Raw genomic sequence first — 15,514 nt, 5'->3', positions numbered from 1 at the left:
TTTTATTAAGTTAATCAATGTATTTAAATACTATTTTCAGTAATTCTGATTGGGTAAAAGGCTTGGTTAAATAGCCTGATGCTCTGACTAATTTAGCTTTGGCTCTGTCAATAAATCCTGTTCTGCCAGTCACCATAATAATTGGTGTATTTTTAAATGCTGAATGCTTACGTAATAAAGAACATAGCTCGTATCCATCTAAATTTGGCATTTCAACATCTAGTAAAATTATGTCTGGTTTGCTGCGAAGAATCTGCATCAAAGCCTTGAGTGGGTCGTTAATTGTTACTACTGAAAATGCACTTTCACCCAAAAATAGTTTGATAGAATTTAATACTGTTTGACTATCATCAATACAGGCAATTGTATAGAGACTTTTTTTCTCATCTGATGAATTGCCTGTGTTATTCCTATTCTCAGTAGGCTCAAAATTATTTTGTCTAGGCAATTGTTGCCTATTTTGAAAAAATGACTGAGTTGAAGGTAGCTTAGTTGTTGGCAAAACTTGAGTACCCCCACCAGGATGAACTGGTGACTGAATATTTGCTCGATTTCGTAACTGCTTTTGACAATGTTCTACTACCAACCGTAAGTCCAAATGGCAGAATTTTGGTAGTTCATCCCAGACACTCTCAGGATAAAATTCATAACTCCCTTCTTTGACAACTAGAAATGACTCCAGCACTTCTTTAGCTAATTCGTTTATGAGAGTAGCTGCTTGCGCCACGTTAATATATTCCCGATTAACTAACCAGCAAATGGCTTGATAATCTGCGTATGGCATAGACTGATTTTCACTCTGCGGTTCAAACATCAGCCGCATCTGTACGCGAGTAGCGCTGTTAAGAGTAGGAATCTTTTGGCTCAAACGCCGCAAATGATTATCGAGTCGCTCAAACAGTCGCTCTGAATATGAGGCGTAAGTAAGTTTACCTTCCTCTAAATTAATTGACCAAGAACCCGTTCCAGTAAATACCCGTAAACAGCCTGTAGCATGGCGACTAGTTAGTTGTGCTAATAGAGATAGCGGATGTAGTTTCTGGATCGATCTGTAGCTATCTATAGGGGTTGTACTCATTTTGCTTTTTCTTAAGCTAAATTTAATACGTTGAATCTAGATTTGGATATCAACTTTGCCAAAATTTTTATCTCAATATAAATTCGCGTTTTTTTGTAGCATCAAATACAAGACTTGCGAGCAAAAATTTGTGGATAAATTCAACAGCGGAGTTATTTTCGGATTATTAAATCTCCATGAACTCGTAGAATAGTCTTAAATTACTTGTTTTTACTGAAATCACCATATTCTCTAGAGAATAAGTCAATAACAGTTAAAGACTAAATTCAGCACTTACCTTTAGTGTTGGTTGCTGAAATAATACAGTTAAGTTACCAAAATCTAACTCTTTTTTTCTCAGTATTTACACTTAAAAAGTCTTGAGATTGCCTAAATCAGATGGAGTTTGATAAAAGCTTCAGTAAAGTTTCTTAAAGTTAATATAAATTAACCATAAAAATTACCTCAGCTTTCATTAGTGCAATTGTCTATATAATTCCCACTTCCGGGATGAATATTAATGTCGTTAATTAAAATTCAACAGTTTATTTGCTGTACTGTGTGATTTTTCAGCAGCCTGGAAATAGTATTGATATTTAATTTTTTAAATAAAAACTGACATTCCCTAGTATGACTATATTTGAAGCGTTGGGATTTCAATAGTTTTTCCTAAATCAAGTTAGGATTACTTAAACAAATATAAAAAATTTGTATATATTAAATTAAATAATAAAGTAAATACGGAGTTAATATATTTAAGTTGTCATTCTCGCATGTGAAGTTTGAGCGAGTTTTTATTGCAACGGTGGCAAGAGAAACTTCCTACTTTGGTTGATTTGTTTGTAACCAATCAAGTAAATCTTCAATCTTTGTAAAATCTAATAAAGCTTCGCCAAGTTCTTCTAACCGATCTAAACAAAGGGTTTGAATAAGCGATCGCACTAACATCGGTCACTAACAGGGTGTGGGGTGTAGGGGAAAACGGCGTTGGACGGAGCTTGAACTCTGAAGGACGCAAGTGCCTTGACTCATACGGGGCTTGTTTCAATAGCGGTTGTTGGGGCTATTTCTTCCCCACACCCAACACCCGTTGCGCCGCACCCCGCCCCAATGGGGCTTGGTCATGAATCATAGGATGATTTCATCAGAGATATTAATATAGTCAAAAAATAAGGTTTCAGACCTAAGTCTAAAACCTTTAATTTATCTAAACTTTTCAGTTAGTGCGGATGAAAGGACTTGAACCTTCACTCCTCTCGGAACTAGAACCTAAATCTAGCGCGTCTGCCAATTCCGCCACATCCGCATCAGTCAACTATACTAGCATAACAAATTTTTAATTGAAATAGGCTAAAGACTTAATTACATTACTGCGACGCGAGGCAGACGATGCTTAAAACCGCAGAGAATTTCCCAAGAAATGGTGTTTAATTTTTCTGCCCAATCGTCAGCAGAGATTTGTTCGTTTCCTTGTTCTCCCAGTAAAGTCACTACTTCCCCTTCTTGTAAATCTGGGAAAGCACTCACATCCAGCATTAACTGATCCATTGTAATTGTGCCGATTTGTGGCACTCGCTGACCGCGAATTAATACCTGTAAGTTGTTGGAAAGACTGCGCGGGACACCATCAGCGTAACCAATTCCTACCACCGCCAGCCGAAGTTGTTTGTGGGCGATGAATTGATGACTATAGCTGACACCAGTTCCAGGGGCAATTGTTTTAACTTGGGTAACTCGTGCTTTCAGCTGTAAAACTGGTTTGAGTTTGATGAGATTTTGTAAATGAGTAGCTGGATAGAGTCCGTAAACTGCTAAACCGACGCGCACAATATCATAGTGTAATGCTGAATCTGTAAGGGTTGCGGCTGAGTTTGCCAAGTGCAGGCAAGGTATTTTAATTCCCATTGCTTTGATTTGGGCGATCGCTTCCTCAAATCTTCTATGCTGTTCTTGCATCATCGTAGTATCAGGACTATCTGCTGTTGCTAGATGAGAATAAATGCTTTTGATGACAAGATGAGGTAAGCGCTGCACTAACTGGACAAATTCAGCTGCTTGCTGCCAGTTTGTTCCTAGCCTAGACATTCCCGTGTCTAATTTTATGTGTACAGGTATGGGGGAATCTTGCTGGATAGTTTCTAAAACGTTGGAAAAAATTAGCGCTTGTTTGGGGCTGCACAAAGTTGGCTGAAGTTCCCATTGAGCGATCGCGTGAATTTGCTCTGGTGTATGAGTCGCCCCTAAAATCAAAATTGGCGCATTAATCCCGGCTTCCCGTAATTGAATACCCTCTGGAACTGTGGCTACTCCCAACCAACTAGCTCCCGATTGTAATGCAGTTTGAGCAACTGTTATTGCTCCGTGTCCATAGGCATCAGCTTTTACCACTGCCATCAACTGAGTACGTGGTGATAAAAACTGCACTATTTGTTGTATGTTGTGCGATAAAGCCCCTAGATCGATTTCCACCCAAGCACGTTGTGAGAACCAAGCATAGGTATCGCACTGTTGATTATAAGTAATATTAGGGGTTGGTTTACCGCTTAACATTTTTACTTTCTCCTTTCACACCACCGATCGACTCAAAAGGTTATTTATTATACTGATTTGCTCTTAGATAATAAGTCAAAAATCAAAGCCTTGAGGGCATTTTAAAGGAAAAAGGGTAAGTAACAGGCTTCGTTTGAGCAAAGAATAAAAGGAAAACAGAAAAGCCCAGATCCAAACCTTTCTCTTTCTCCTTCTCTAGTCCTCTTCATCTCCTCCAGTCATCATTTATAAGTTATTTTTACTACTAAGGGATGATGATAAATAAAAAGGCTATATTTTTTCATCTGATATAAATTGCTGAAAGTTTAGCTTTAATCAAGCTTTGCAGCACATTATTATCTATAACTAAACATGAATTTTTGAATTATTCCGGAAGTATAATTTATTCTCATCTTCCAATGAGAGTATATCTGTGTTAATATATGTAAAACTAATACCTTGAGCGCTAATCAATGGGGAAGGTTTTAGTCCTAAACGCCTCTTACGAACCGCTCAATATCACGAGCTGGCGTCGGGCTGCGGTTTTATTAATTAAAGGCAAAGCAGAACGCGTTGAACACAACGGCAAATTTCTTTACTCTGATTTTCCGTTGCCAACCGTAATTCGATTACGACATTACGTGCGCGTTCCTTATAAGGAAATGCCTCTCACTCGTCGCAATATTTTGCACCGTGACGGACACACTTGCCAATATTGCGGCTACCTCGGTGATGAGTTGACGTTAGACCATGTAATCCCGCGATCGCGTGGCGGGGGCGATACCTGGGAGAACATTGTCACGGCTTGTGTTCGCTGTAATGTTAAAAAGGGTAACCGTACACCCCATGAAGCACACATGCCTTTACGTCATTCCCCTCGCCAACCGTATAGCAGCCTCTATTTTGAGGTTAGCAAGCATCTTAAGAGTGGATTGCATAAAGAGTGGCAAAAATATGTTATAGGTCTTTGACGTTAAAATCAAACAGATCGACATAACACTGCCAGCATCGTCTGTTTGAGATGCCGCTATTGTATATTTACCTTGAAATGTCTGTCTGCGTCGGATGGCAGATAAGACTCGGCTGTAAATATAATTAGAGTGAGTGAGTAAATTTGTATTGGATACAGTATTTACAGCTTGTAAGGGATATTCTCTATAAAGGGCTGTGGAAGTAGTGTGCAAATATATCGCTAAATAAATCAACAGTCTTACATTATACCTGAAAATTTTGCAAAAGGTTGCTAATGTCTCAGATTTTCTCGTAAAAGGGACTGGGGAACTCGGGGCCCCCACGACCGCAGAGAGTGGGGATTAGGGATTGGGGATTGGATTATAAAACGAAAAATTATGGAATTCTGCTTTGACCCTCCCAAATTTTGGGATGTTTCCCAGTCCCCAGTACCACCAACGGCGTACCTAGAGCCACCAACATAAAGGTAAACACTTCCGTGTGGAGGTTCCCCGTTGAGAAGCCAGTGGGTTGGGGAGGCAGTCTTAACGCTCTTTGCGTCGATTGCGTTAGCCAGGAAGGAGCGTCACTCCCTAATTCGATTTCAAGAGCGAAGCGCGAGTCTTCTAGCAAGGGGAGCCACTGCGGTGAGGCAGCGCTAGTGAGGGGTTTCACGCCACTCCCCTCAAGTCGAGCCATTGCCTTACAGCGGTTCCCCTGGTTGTGGCAAGTGGCGTGGTAAACCCGCCCACGGGGGTGGCTCCCCAAGTGGAGTAATTTGATTGAAAAAATAAATAAGGATTACTGATAGGTCAAAAGATATATATCTGTTTGAGATGGAATCCAAAAAGCCAAAAGTCTTTGTTTCCAGCCCTGAGGTAGTCTGCATCAAGTTAGTAAATTTTTGACTGGCTCGATTGAGAAAAAAAATAGACCTAGATATGTATCCACATGTTCCTAAATTTTTGCGAAGATCGATATGTGTGGCTAAATCAGTAAAGTGCTGGTTGTAATCTTTCTTAATAAATTAACGGAGCCTCACACTTAACAAAAACGTTTGCTATGCAATTGAATTCTTCTTTTAAGCAGTCTGAGAAATTGTCATTGAATACAGAACCGTACCCTGAAGATGGTGAGATAGATAAAGAAGTAGTTGAAATGCCACTTACTAAGCCATCTTTGCCAGCATCCACAGGTGACGGAGTAGGTATTTATCTAGGTCAGCGTAGCAATTCTTTGGCTTCTCAGAAGTCAGAAGAACTGCGAAAGACTTTTTTAGCACACCAACACGAACGCCATCTGATAATTCTGCAAGATTTTCCTGACCCTGATGCTCTTTCTTCTGCTTGGACTTATCAGCTAATTGCCCAGCAATACGACATCAAATGTGAAATTATTTATGCTGGCGCTTTAAGCCACCAAGAGAATATTGCCTTGGTGAAGCTGACTAATTTACCCGCTCAACGCTGGACATTGCAAACCTTAAAAAGCAAAGATTTTTCATCATATCAAGGTTTTGTCTTGATTGATAATCAGGGGACGACAAGTCAGCTATTGTCATGCGTGCAGCAGGCAAATATTCCACTAATAGCAGTCATCGATCATCACAGTTTACAGTCAGAACTTGAGGCAGATTTTGTTGATATCCGTCCTTATGTGCGAGCAACTGCAACGATTTTTACACAGTATTTGCAAGCGGGATTGCTGACCTTAGATAGCAGTATAGGTCAACATGTCAAATGTGCTACAGCTTTGATGCACGGTTTGCGATCGGATACCAATCGGCTGATGCAAGCGCAAGAAGATGACTTTATGGCAGCTGCATATCTGAGTCGATTTTACGATGCCCAACTGCTGAACGCGATTTTACAGGCAAATCGTTCTAAGCGGGTGATGGATGTAATCGAGCGATCGCTAAAAAATCGGATCGTACAAAATAACTTTTCCATTGCTGGCGTTGGTTATTTACGTTACGACGATCGCGATGCCATTCCCCAAGCCGCTGATTTTCTGGTTACTGAAGAAAACGTCCACACGGCAGTCGTTTACGGCATTGTTCACGATGAAGATGATGAATTAGAAGTAGTAATTGGTTCCTTGAGAACTACTAAACTCACTCTCGATCCTGACGAATTCATCAAAGAAGCCTTTGGGCAAGATAGCACAGGGCGATTTTTTGGAGGTGGACGCACCAGCGCTGGTGGCTTTGAAATTCCGATGGGTTTCTTGTCTGGCAGTAACGAAAATTCCGCCTATGCGAAAATGAAATGGGATGTTTTCGATACTCAAATTAAGCAAAAACTGCTGAGGTTGGTAAATCCCAGAGATAATCCAATTCAGTCAGAGTAAAAAAGGAGAAAATCGAGAAACAATCTAGCTTTAATTCTTGGACAAATTAATTTTTTCTGGGAATTTGATATTTTTCTTGCTCCAAGAATTAAACACAGATAGATGCCAACAATTTTAAAGATTACCGTTGATTTTGCCGTTAAAGCCGTAGACCTGGCGAGTACCAACTAAAGGTACTAAGGCGATTTCTTTTTCGTCGCCTGGTTCAAAGCGAACTGCGGTTCCTGCGGGGATATCAAGGCGCATTCCCTTAGCTTGTTCTCTATCAAAATTTAAGGCAGCGTTCACTTCATAAAAATGAAAGTGAGAACCGACTTGTATGGGGCGATCGCCTGTATTAGACACTCGCAATCTGATAATAAGACGACCAACATTAAGTTCAATTTCACCTTTTGGTGTAATGATTTCTCCAGGAATCATACTTATATTTTTTTTACTTATTTAAATACTTTCCAAAAAATCCACAAAAGGTCTGAAAGCTTGAGGACATAATTCTGCAATATCCTGATATCTAGCACTTCCTAATATTCTTGGTGCATCTACAGAGCCTAGATATTTCTTGCCACATTGTTGAAAAATTGTTTCTACAATTCTTTTAGGTGGAACATCATGGTTTTGTTCCTCAACTGGTCTTATCCACGTTATCGGCATAGTCTGAATACCAAGTACATCGATTAATTCAGACTCAGCAGCTAAAATTAATGCTTCTAGATCGTGTTTAAAGCAAAAAACTCTAAAACGCTCTATTAAGCGATTATCATTAATTTCTTTAGACTGTAATGTTTGATTAAAAATATTTATAATACCATTTTCTAACTCTTGAACTGTTTCATGCTCAAAACCCTTATTTTTGGGATATAAGTCTGGCATAACTACTACGATTGAATCTGGTTGATTGCGGATAATATTGATTGCTGTTATTGGAGTCTTTGTTAGTAAATCTTTTTTTGCATCTCCTCCTCTATTATTATCACTTCCTTTAACAGGAAAAAATTCAATGCTGATACCTTGTTGAAATTTATCATCTATTAAACTTCCTAATAATGCTTGCATTGCTAACTTATCAGATGGCCCTTCTACATAAATCAAAACTCTCATGGCAGCCGTTCCAATTCATCACTGCGGTGCAACTGTTCTATTTCATCCGAGCCAAAATCTTTGAGTATTTCTATTAATACTTGAGAACTACTAGGTTTAATAAACTTGGCTTCTCCATTTTCCTTTCTGAGTACAGCAATTTGATATATATCAAATTGGGTTAAGAAGTAAGAAGCATGAGTAGCTAAGAAAATTTGAGTGCGTTCAGAAGCTTTTTCAAATAAACCAGCAAGAACAGGAAGTGTCCTAGGGTGAACTCCTTGATCGGGTTCATCAATACAAATTAAAGAGGGTGGATTTGGCTGTACGCAAAGACAAATCCAACAAATTAAACGCAAAATGCCATCTGATAAATCAGCAAGACTAAGGTCTTCATCAATCCCTGATTCCTGCCAAAAAGCTATAACTTCACCTGGGCCACCACGAGCTTTTACTGTCAACCCCTTGAAACCAGGAATCACAGAACGCAAATGTTGTTGTAGTTCATCAAATGCCGCTCTATGTTCAGTCATTAAATAATGCAAAATTGAACTCAAATTGCCTGCATCTTCACGTAAAACAGGTTCTTGCTCAATCGGAACTGATTTGCGAATTTTATAATTTGCTATATTAAAAGAACTATAAAACTTCCACTCACGAATATATTCACGTAAATTATATAAAGCTTCAAGTGATGGATTTGTCATTGCGCTTAAAGCAAGCTGATTAGGTCGCTTTAGCGCTATCTCTTGCTGTGCAAATTTTCCGGTATCAGGGTCTTGAACAACACCTCTGTTACCTTGAATATTCATATATATATATGGATTAGTGTATTTATCACTAAAAGGTTTAGATGATTCTACACGTTCATAAGAAACTTGAGTGCGACCAACAGGTCCCATAAGTTCGCCTAAATATCTAATACCAACTGGACGACCTGTATCAATTTCTATATCCCATTGAAACTTAGCCGGGCCTGGAATATGAAAAATTTGTTGACCAATAGAATCAGGGACTATTTCTGCTGGTATATCTTGAGATAAACTTTCTCGTAAAAATTTCAGGAATTCAAACAAACTAGATTTACCAGCACCATTAGCACCAACAATAATTTCTAGTGGTTGTAATGGCGCTTCAAAATTTCTAAAAGGTCGATAACCTTGAATTTTAACTGATGTTAATCGGTATGGTGACACCATATCGTTACCTCTATTTGCCCTATATTCTATTTTTCTATCTTAAATTCTTTTTATTAACGAATCGGACTGTGTACTGTCACCAACTTTGTGCCATCAGGAAAAGTTGCTTCCACCTGCACCTCATGCACCATTTCTGGTATTCCTTCCATCACATCATTCCGTGTCAATAGAGTTGTGCCATAACTCATCAATTCTGCTACAGTTTGCCCATCTCTAGCACCTTCTAAAATAGCAGCAGAAATATAAGCAATAGCTTCTGGATAATTTAATTTCAAACCTCTTTCCTTACGTCTTTCTGCTAGTAGCGCCGCTGTAAAAATTAACAGCTTATCTTTTTCTTGCGGCGTAAGTTGCATTCTTCTCTCCTCTGTGATTTAAACCTGCCAAACTCTTGGTATACAATTACCACGATTTAAAAAATCAACTCGCAGCATTTGCCAAACAGCTGTAAACCAGTTTCTCACCTCGGATGTAGAAGAACCACGGTATCTACACAAAAATCCATTTTGTAGGTGGCTAACACCTGCTTCACCTTCACCATTCCACAAACTTCGGGTTTTTTCGATGATTTCTACTGAAACAGGACTTCCAATCCAAACTAGACTACCTGCTATTGGTTTCCCAAACAAACCGTGGGGACTGTAGAAAACATCTTCGCTACCCGGTAACCATTGTCGGTCGATCCACAAGGGAACGCCTTGCTGCCAAATTTCGGTATGCGATCGCCATTCTCCTTGCAAGAATTTTTCTCCTCTAGCACTGCGACCAAATCGAGTAATTTCCCAGCCTAAATAATTGGCTTTGATTGCTAATTCTATCCGTAAATCTTGCCGATAATTCGCACCGTTAAATAAAATTGTTTCCTGTGGCAAGCATTCTAAACAAGCACCAGCATCCACTTGTATTTCAATGGTTTGTCTAGCTTCCAAGCCGTTACTGCGATATATCTTGCTGGCGGCGGCTGTGGTAATTAAGGCTTGTGCATGAGGTTGGAGGTGAAAATTTAGGGATAGGCGATCGCCTCCCACAACTCCCCCGGCGGTATGTAAAATTACGCTATGACAAACTTGTTTGCCCTCTGGATAAAAGGGGCGTTGCACCTTTAGCGGTGCTTGATGGCGATCGTAAATTAGCTGGGTGGTATTTAGGCGATCGGCATAGACTAAGTTCAGTTTGCCATGCCAGCCTTCTGCTGTTTGCGAGTTGCAAATCATCTATCAAAATGAAATTTTATTTTACCTGCAACTTAACATTATTTTTTTACTGATTTCACTAGATGCAAAGACGCTAAAAAAGTTGTAATAATGGCGCGATCGCTTGAGTTGAAAAAAGCTTTATTATAAAGATTACAGTGAATGATAAATTAATAACTTTATAAAAGAAATGGAAAGATTCTTAAACATCCACATTGAGAAATTACCAGAAGGCGTTTATTTAGCAACATCCGATGAGCTTCAAGGTTTAGTAGCTCAAGGGCGGACAGTTGCTGAAACTTTAGAAATAGCTCGTGATGTAGCACGTAAGTTATTAGAAGCACAGTCTGAAGATAAGGAAGCAGATTACTTGCAACCAATAGCCGAACAGTTTAACTATCCTTTAGTTATAGGTCAGTAGTAAATTCATGGGTCGGTTAGCTGGATTTAGCTATAGACAGATTATCAAAATTTTGAAAACTTTTGGCTTTATTTTTTCTCGTCAAGCCGCAGGTAGCCATGAAATTTGGTTTAATCCTGAGACTAATCGTTATACTACTATTCCCAACCATTCTGGTGATATGCCAGAAGGAACATCACGTGCAATTTTAAAGCAAGCAGATATTGAGCCTGAAGATTTTATTAATCGCTGTTAGTAATCAAGTAGATTTGTATTTATTTAAATTGTCAACTATTAAAAATCTGTTTGTTCAACTCGCCAAATTCTTAGGGGTATTTCTTGGTATTTACTACGAATATCTTGTCCTTCTCCATAAGATTTATTCGAGTATATACCAGCCTCATAACATTCAGTTTCCGCAAGCATCATCTTAGTTAGAGTAGGATATATGATATATGGATCGTATATCTCTTCAAAACTTATTTGTAATATTGGTGTTGTTTCATTTTGTACTTCATTAATAACTACAACATAATAACCTCGACCATTAATATCTTCAAAAATTGGAAACCATTGCAAGTTCCAATTTGATTTAATAATGATTACGCAAGAATCATCTTCTTTATTAATTGCAGTTAAATCACAATATTTGACTAGTGCAGATTCTAATGAAAGAAATACATAATCTTCAAAAAATCTTGCCCAGTATTTCTCGCCAACCCAAGCTCCATTACCCCATTGGTAAAGTTCATAAACTTCTTTAGGTAAATGAAAAGGCAGTAAATCAATTACTTTTTCTTCAATTTCCTCATATGTGAGTCCAGGTTGTAAGGATTCAAAACGAGCAAAGTCTAAATCTTCGTGGTCTTCTAACCAACAGAGGATTCTATCTAGAGCATCTGTTAAGGCTGACATAGATGCAGATATTTATACTTTTATAAAAACTTGCCTCTAGCTTAACTTCCAAATAGCAGCTTTCAAAATTATATTAAGCTTGCTCTTGCTGGTTTAACCAAGCTACTAAATCAGCTACTTGCGAAAAATCCAATAACGCTTCCGCTAAATTTTCCAATTCTTCAGCAGATAAATTACGCACCTGCTCAACTAATGATGTATCAAGATCGCCAAAGCGCCGTCTAAGCATACGGCTAATCAGTTTAAATGCTTCCTTTTGAACAATATCTTGATAAATGACAGACTCGCGCATAATATCCTCCCGTAATAATTGACGAATTAAATCTTTTTCAAATCGCAAACCCGCAAGAATTTCTACACAACCCACAATATTTTGTCGCTTCTCCCTATCTGAAATTTTAGCGACTTGTTCGGCTACTTGTGCCAGTAAAGATTGCGGCGAGTTAGTTCGTGTCAAACTTGCTAGAGGTAATAGTGCTGAATTAGTCAAAAATAACTCTGAATCTTGCTCCCATAAACGAACTACCCGATAGTGATGAATTGTTGTCTCATCTCGATATTCTTCTGTGAAAGCCACTTCGTTATTAGTTTCCTGCAAAAAGATTAATACCTGGGTTACAGGACATCGGTATTGGCGCTTCAATCTCACAGAATAATCAAGCATTCGGAAATTAAGGGGCGGGTTAGATATCGCCAAGGTTTGAAATTCGATGTGCAAAATTTGGTTCGCTGCTTGCAAAAATGTCACGGAATCTGCGCGTATTGGTTCAAGTGTGAGTTCCGTTTTTAATACTTCAATTTTTTGCACTTTTACCCCAAGCAACCAGCGGACAAACTCAGTTGGATACTGTTCAGCTAAATATTTACAAGCGTTGTCGTAACTCAAATCTCTATTTTGTCCTCACTCCAAAAATATTCCCATAAAAAAATAGCCGCTTCCCTTATGGAAGCAGCTATTTTACAAACAGAGGACTATAAAGTATTAGTAATCGAAGTCGCCACCAGCGCCAGCACCAGCAGCAGGAGCGCCGTCTTTAGGTTCAGGCTTGTCAACTACGATACATTCGGTTGTCAACACCATGCCAGCGATGGAAGCAGCGTTTTGCAAAGCAGAACGAGTCACCTTAGCAGGGTCAACAATACCAGCGGCTAACAAGTCAACGAATTCGTTGGTAGCAGCGTTGTAGCCAACGTTAAATTCTTTTTCTTTAACGCGTTCGGCGATGACAGCACCATTCTGACCAGCGTTTTCAGCAATTCTCTTCAGAGGCGCAGGTAAGGCACGAGCTACAATCAAAGCACCAATTAACTCTTCACCTTTGAGGTTGCTGTTTGCCCACTCTTCCAGTACAGGAGTGAGGTGAGCTAGAGTTGTACCACCACCAGGGACGATACCTTCTTCTACAGCAGCTTTGGTAGCGTTGATAGCGTCTTCTAAGCGCAGCTTTTTGTCTTTCATTTCGGTTTCGGTAGCTGCACCCACTTTCACCACAGCTACACCACCAGAGAGTTTAGCCAGACGTTCTTGCAGCTTTTCTTTGTCGTAGGAAGATTCGGTTTCTTCGATTTGACGACGAATTTGCTCAACACGAGCTTTGACTGCAACTTCGTTACCTTCGGCAACAATTGTGGTGTTGTCTTTGGTAATGGTGATACGGCGAGCTTTACCCAAACCATCTATCTTGGTGTTTTCCAGCTTCAGACCAGCATCTTCAGTGATTAATTGACCGCCAGTCAATACAGCGATATCTTCTAGCATAGCTTTGCGGCGATCGCCAAAGCCAGGAGCCTTGACAGCAGCAACGTTGAGTACACCGCGCAAACGGTTGACCACCAAAGTTGCCAAAGCTTCTTTTTCAATATCTTCGGCGATAATCACCAAAGGACGACCAGCACGAGCAACTTGCTCTAATACTGGTACGAGGTCTTGTACCAAAGCAATTTTCTTATCGGTCAGCAGTATGAAAGGCTCATCAAAAATCGCTTCCATCCGCTCTGGGTCGGTTGCGAAGTAAGGAGAGATATAGCCTTTATCAAAGCGCATCCCTTCGGTGATTTCCAACTCGGTAGTCATAGATTTCCCTTCTTCTAGGGAAATTACGCCTTCCTTACCTACCTTGTCCATTGCTTGGGCAATCATCTGACCGACTTCTTCATCGTTACCAGCTGAGATTGCACCAACTTGGGCAATAGCTTTGGAATCTTCCACTGGGCGAGCGTGTTCGGCAATTTTATCTACCAGGAAGCTGGTAGCTTTATCGATACCGCGCTTCAGCGAAATCGCGTTAGCACCTGCTGCAACGTTCCGCAAGCCTTCTTTGACAATCGCATGGGCTAAAACGGTGGCAGTGGTAGTACCGTCGCCTGCTGCATCATTGGTTTTAGAAGCAGCTTGACGAATCAAAGACACACCAGTATTTTCAATATGGTCTTCTAATTCGATTTCTTTAGCGATAGTTACACCGTCATTAACGATTTGGGGTGCGCCAAATTTCTTTTCTAGGACTACGTTACGACCTTTGGGACCAAGGGTAACAGCTACAGCCTCAGCCAGGATGTCAATCCCTCGCTCTAGGGCGCGACGGGCGTTTTCGTTGTAGATTATGCGCTTTGCCATAGTTGTTTAGTTGTTAGTTGTCAGTTGTTAGTTGTTTAGTTGTTTAGTTGTTTAGTTGTCAGTTGTCATTTGCCACTGACTACTGACTACTGACGACTGACCATTAGGCAACGACTGCTAAAATGTCTTTTTCAGAGAGCAGTACATATTCTTCGGTGCCGAGTTTGATGTCGGTGCCAGCGTACTTGGAGTACAGCACCTTATCACCAATTTTGATTTCCAATTCCTGACGGCTACCGTCATCATTACGTCTGCCAGGACCAAGGGCTACTACTTCGCCTACTTGGGGCTTTTCCTTAGCGGTGTCGGGCAAATACAAACCACCTGCGGTCTTCTCCTCAGAGGCGCTCACTTTTACAAAAACGCGATCGCCTAAAGGTTTAACTGTAGATACGCTTAGAGATACAGCTGCCATATAAATTTCTCCAGAGTTAGCACTCTCAACTCCTGAGTGCTAATTTACCGAACGATAGCATGTAATGGCAATAATTCCTTGTGTACGGGTTCCCGAACTAGGTAATAGCAGACTCACTTAAGAATAAATACCTAATTATTTAGAGCTTGCGGGTTCTCCTGCGTAAGTTACGAATATTTTTATATGGTCAACTTTATTTGCAAAGCTTGGAAATTGTTATAGAACTGTAATCAGGGAGCCGCTCAATGAGTAACAATACAGTGATCCAGCCCAGCCGTAAAATCCCCAAAACCACTAAAAATCTGGACAATAAAGCCCTCAGTAAGTGTGTAGAAACTCTAGGACTTGCAAAAATTCAACGACATATTTTTATTTGTGCTGACCAGACAGTTCCTAATTGCTGTTCAAAACAAGCTAGTCTTGAATCTTGGGAATACCTAAAAAAGCGTCTGAAAGAGCTAAAACTCGATCGCCCGCATGAAAGTCTTCCCGTTTGCATCTTTAGAACCAAAGCCAACTGCTTGCGAGTTTGTTGTTCTGGGCCGATAATGGTTGTTTACCCTGATGGTGTCTGGTATCGCCAAGCAAACCCGGAAGTTATTGAGCGGATTGTCCAAGAACACTCGATCGGCAATCGGGTGGTGGAAGAATATGCATTTTTGACCCATCCTTTGCCGGAAACTCCCTTACTTGCTTGCGATCGATTGATAGAGGCTTAACATCCAAAGGATATAGTAAAGCAGTAAGCCAATGAAAGCGCGGGTTGTTTAGTAGCTAGGGTCATCTTAAGCCAATACTTACTTGTGAACTAG

Annotated in this window: 18 protein-coding genes and 1 tRNA gene; 5 read left to right on the top strand and 14 right to left on the bottom strand. The window is 40.0% G+C overall.

Features of this window, described 5'->3' with window-relative positions:
- Positions 1-10: 10 nt before the first annotated feature.
- From I8752_RS33250 to alr, 4 genes are all read right to left on the bottom strand, one after another.
- Complete coding sequence (locus tag I8752_RS33250) at positions 11-1,078, bottom strand: response regulator (RefSeq protein ID WP_214436436.1); 1,068 nt, start codon at positions 1,076-1,078, stop codon at positions 11-13.
- A gap of 801 nt (positions 1,079-1,879) precedes the next feature.
- Positions 1,880-2,005 carry a DUF4351 domain-containing protein gene (locus I8752_RS33245; protein WP_214436435.1) on the bottom strand — a complete coding sequence of 42 codons (126 nt, stop codon included), beginning with the start codon at positions 2,003-2,005 and terminating at the stop codon, positions 1,880-1,882.
- A 276-nt stretch (positions 2,006-2,281) separates the two neighbouring features.
- Positions 2,282-2,363: transfer RNA gene (locus I8752_RS33240), tRNA-Leu, on the bottom strand.
- Between the two features lie 56 nt (positions 2,364-2,419).
- Positions 2,420-3,607 carry an alanine racemase gene (gene alr, locus I8752_RS33235; protein ID WP_214436434.1) on the bottom strand — a complete coding sequence of 396 codons (1,188 nt, stop codon included), beginning with the start codon at positions 3,605-3,607 and terminating at the stop codon, positions 2,420-2,422.
- 452 nt (positions 3,608-4,059) lie between these two features.
- On the opposite strand from alr, the gene I8752_RS33230 reads away from it, so the two are divergent.
- A complete protein-coding gene (locus I8752_RS33230; RefSeq protein ID WP_214436433.1) occupies positions 4,060-4,557 on the top strand; it encodes an HNH endonuclease in 498 nt (165 codons plus the stop codon).
- A gap of 376 nt (positions 4,558-4,933) precedes the next feature.
- Here I8752_RS33230 and I8752_RS33225 read toward each other — a convergent pair whose 3' ends face one another.
- Positions 4,934-5,236 carry a hypothetical protein gene (locus I8752_RS33225; RefSeq protein ID WP_214436432.1) on the bottom strand — a complete coding sequence of 101 codons (303 nt, stop codon included), beginning with the start codon at positions 5,234-5,236 and terminating at the stop codon, positions 4,934-4,936.
- Between the two features lie 363 nt (positions 5,237-5,599).
- Here I8752_RS33225 and I8752_RS33220 point away from each other — a divergent pair, with 363 nt between their 5' ends.
- Positions 5,600-6,886 carry a DHH family phosphoesterase gene (locus tag I8752_RS33220; RefSeq protein ID WP_214436431.1) on the top strand — a complete coding sequence of 429 codons (1,287 nt, stop codon included), beginning with the start codon at positions 5,600-5,602 and terminating at the stop codon, positions 6,884-6,886.
- A gap of 114 nt (positions 6,887-7,000) precedes the next feature.
- Here I8752_RS33220 and I8752_RS33215 read toward each other — a convergent pair whose 3' ends face one another.
- Genes I8752_RS33215 through I8752_RS33195 form a run of 5 tightly spaced genes read right to left on the bottom strand, consistent with a single transcriptional unit; the run spans position 7,001 to position 10,376 of the window.
- Positions 7,001-7,306 carry an urease subunit beta gene (locus I8752_RS33215; protein ID WP_214436430.1) on the bottom strand — a complete coding sequence of 102 codons (306 nt, stop codon included), beginning with the start codon at positions 7,304-7,306 and terminating at the stop codon, positions 7,001-7,003.
- A gap of 21 nt (positions 7,307-7,327) precedes the next feature.
- A complete protein-coding gene (locus I8752_RS33210) occupies positions 7,328-7,984 on the bottom strand; it encodes a DUF4276 family protein (protein WP_214436429.1) in 657 nt (218 codons plus the stop codon).
- On the bottom strand, positions 7,981-9,162 hold the full coding sequence (locus tag I8752_RS33205; protein WP_214436428.1) for an AAA family ATPase: 1,182 nt from the start codon (positions 9,160-9,162) through the stop codon (positions 7,981-7,983). The genes I8752_RS33210 and I8752_RS33205 overlap by 4 nt, the downstream gene beginning before the upstream one ends.
- 53 nt (positions 9,163-9,215) lie before the next feature.
- Positions 9,216-9,518 (bottom strand): urease subunit gamma, encoded by a 303-nt coding sequence (ureA, locus tag I8752_RS33200; RefSeq protein WP_214436427.1) that lies wholly within the window; start codon positions 9,516-9,518, stop codon positions 9,216-9,218.
- Between the two features lie 18 nt (positions 9,519-9,536).
- The gene (locus I8752_RS33195) at positions 9,537-10,376 is read right to left on the bottom strand and encodes an urease accessory protein UreD (protein ID WP_214436426.1); all 840 of its coding nucleotides are present in this window, start codon (positions 10,374-10,376) and stop codon (positions 9,537-9,539) included.
- Between the two features lie 169 nt (positions 10,377-10,545).
- Between I8752_RS33195 and I8752_RS33190 the strand changes: the two genes are divergently transcribed.
- Together I8752_RS33190 and I8752_RS33185 are read left to right on the top strand one after the other, a co-directional pair.
- Positions 10,546-10,776 (top strand): type II toxin-antitoxin system HicB family antitoxin, encoded by a 231-nt coding sequence (locus tag I8752_RS33190; protein ID WP_214436425.1) that lies wholly within the window; start codon positions 10,546-10,548, stop codon positions 10,774-10,776.
- A 7-nt stretch (positions 10,777-10,783) separates the two neighbouring features.
- Positions 10,784-11,011, top strand: a complete 228-nt coding sequence (locus tag I8752_RS33185; RefSeq protein WP_214436424.1) for a type II toxin-antitoxin system HicA family toxin — start codon at positions 10,784-10,786, stop codon at positions 11,009-11,011.
- Between the two features lie 38 nt (positions 11,012-11,049).
- Here I8752_RS33185 and I8752_RS33180 read toward each other — a convergent pair whose 3' ends face one another.
- The 4 genes from I8752_RS33180 to groES form a co-directional block, all read right to left on the bottom strand.
- Positions 11,050-11,670 (bottom strand): SMI1/KNR4 family protein, encoded by a 621-nt coding sequence (locus tag I8752_RS33180; protein WP_214436423.1) that lies wholly within the window; start codon positions 11,668-11,670, stop codon positions 11,050-11,052.
- A gap of 73 nt (positions 11,671-11,743) precedes the next feature.
- On the bottom strand, positions 11,744-12,556 hold the full coding sequence (locus I8752_RS33175) for a DUF4351 domain-containing protein (RefSeq protein ID WP_214436422.1): 813 nt from the start codon (positions 12,554-12,556) through the stop codon (positions 11,744-11,746).
- 96 nt (positions 12,557-12,652) lie between these two features.
- Positions 12,653-14,287, bottom strand: coding sequence for a chaperonin GroEL (groL, locus tag I8752_RS33170; RefSeq protein ID WP_214436421.1), 1,635 nt, complete (start codon positions 14,285-14,287; stop codon positions 12,653-12,655).
- A 103-nt stretch (positions 14,288-14,390) separates the two neighbouring features.
- Positions 14,391-14,702 carry a co-chaperone GroES gene (groES, locus tag I8752_RS33165; RefSeq protein WP_214436420.1) on the bottom strand — a complete coding sequence of 104 codons (312 nt, stop codon included), beginning with the start codon at positions 14,700-14,702 and terminating at the stop codon, positions 14,391-14,393.
- A gap of 245 nt (positions 14,703-14,947) precedes the next feature.
- Here groES and I8752_RS33160 point away from each other — a divergent pair, with 245 nt between their 5' ends.
- Entirely contained in the window at positions 14,948-15,421 is a 474-nt protein-coding gene (locus I8752_RS33160) for a (2Fe-2S) ferredoxin domain-containing protein (protein WP_225896058.1), read from the top strand.
- The last annotated feature ends 93 nt before the right edge of the window (positions 15,422-15,514 follow it).

The sequence above is a fragment of the Dendronalium phyllosphericum CENA369 genome (assembly GCF_016056275.1).
Classification (GTDB): Bacteria; Cyanobacteriota; Cyanobacteriia; order Cyanobacteriales; family Nostocaceae; genus Dendronalium; species Dendronalium phyllosphericum.
This window is presented reverse-complemented; position numbering and strand designations above follow the sequence as displayed.

Bases quoted from the DNA above. Each gene is read 5' to 3' on its own strand.
- I8752_RS33160 (WP_225896058.1), top strand. From the start codon at position 14,948: ATGAGTAACAATACAGTGATCCAGCCCAGCCGTAAAATCCCCAAAACC.
- I8752_RS33190 (WP_214436425.1), top strand. From the start codon at position 10,546: ATGGAAAGATTCTTAAACATCCACATTGAGAAATTACCAGAAGGCGTT.
- I8752_RS33245 (WP_214436435.1), bottom strand. From the start codon at position 2,005: ATGTTAGTGCGATCGCTTATTCAAACCCTTTGTTTAGATCGGTTAGAA.
- groL (WP_214436421.1), bottom strand. From the start codon at position 14,287: ATGGCAAAGCGCATAATCTACAACGAAAACGCCCGTCGCGCCCTAGAG.
- alr (WP_214436434.1), bottom strand. From the start codon at position 3,607: ATGTTAAGCGGTAAACCAACCCCTAATATTACTTATAATCAACAGTGC.
- I8752_RS33185 (WP_214436424.1), top strand. From the start codon at position 10,784: ATGGGTCGGTTAGCTGGATTTAGCTATAGACAGATTATCAAAATTTTG.
- I8752_RS33195 (WP_214436426.1), bottom strand. From the start codon at position 10,376: ATGATTTGCAACTCGCAAACAGCAGAAGGCTGGCATGGCAAACTGAAC.
- I8752_RS33205 (WP_214436428.1), bottom strand. From the start codon at position 9,162: ATGGTGTCACCATACCGATTAACATCAGTTAAAATTCAAGGTTATCGA.
- I8752_RS33210 (WP_214436429.1), bottom strand. From the start codon at position 7,984: ATGAGAGTTTTGATTTATGTAGAAGGGCCATCTGATAAGTTAGCAATG.
- I8752_RS33250 (WP_214436436.1), bottom strand. From the start codon at position 1,078: ATGAGTACAACCCCTATAGATAGCTACAGATCGATCCAGAAACTACAT.
- I8752_RS33215 (WP_214436430.1), bottom strand. From the start codon at position 7,306: ATGATTCCTGGAGAAATCATTACACCAAAAGGTGAAATTGAACTTAAT.
- I8752_RS33220 (WP_214436431.1), top strand. From the start codon at position 5,600: ATGCAATTGAATTCTTCTTTTAAGCAGTCTGAGAAATTGTCATTGAAT.
- I8752_RS33180 (WP_214436423.1), bottom strand. From the start codon at position 11,670: ATGTCAGCCTTAACAGATGCTCTAGATAGAATCCTCTGTTGGTTAGAA.
- I8752_RS33230 (WP_214436433.1), top strand. From the start codon at position 4,060: ATGGGGAAGGTTTTAGTCCTAAACGCCTCTTACGAACCGCTCAATATC.
- I8752_RS33225 (WP_214436432.1), bottom strand. From the start codon at position 5,236: ATGGCTCGACTTGAGGGGAGTGGCGTGAAACCCCTCACTAGCGCTGCC.
- ureA (WP_214436427.1), bottom strand. From the start codon at position 9,518: ATGCAACTTACGCCGCAAGAAAAAGATAAGCTGTTAATTTTTACAGCG.
- groES (WP_214436420.1), bottom strand. From the start codon at position 14,702: ATGGCAGCTGTATCTCTAAGCGTATCTACAGTTAAACCTTTAGGCGAT.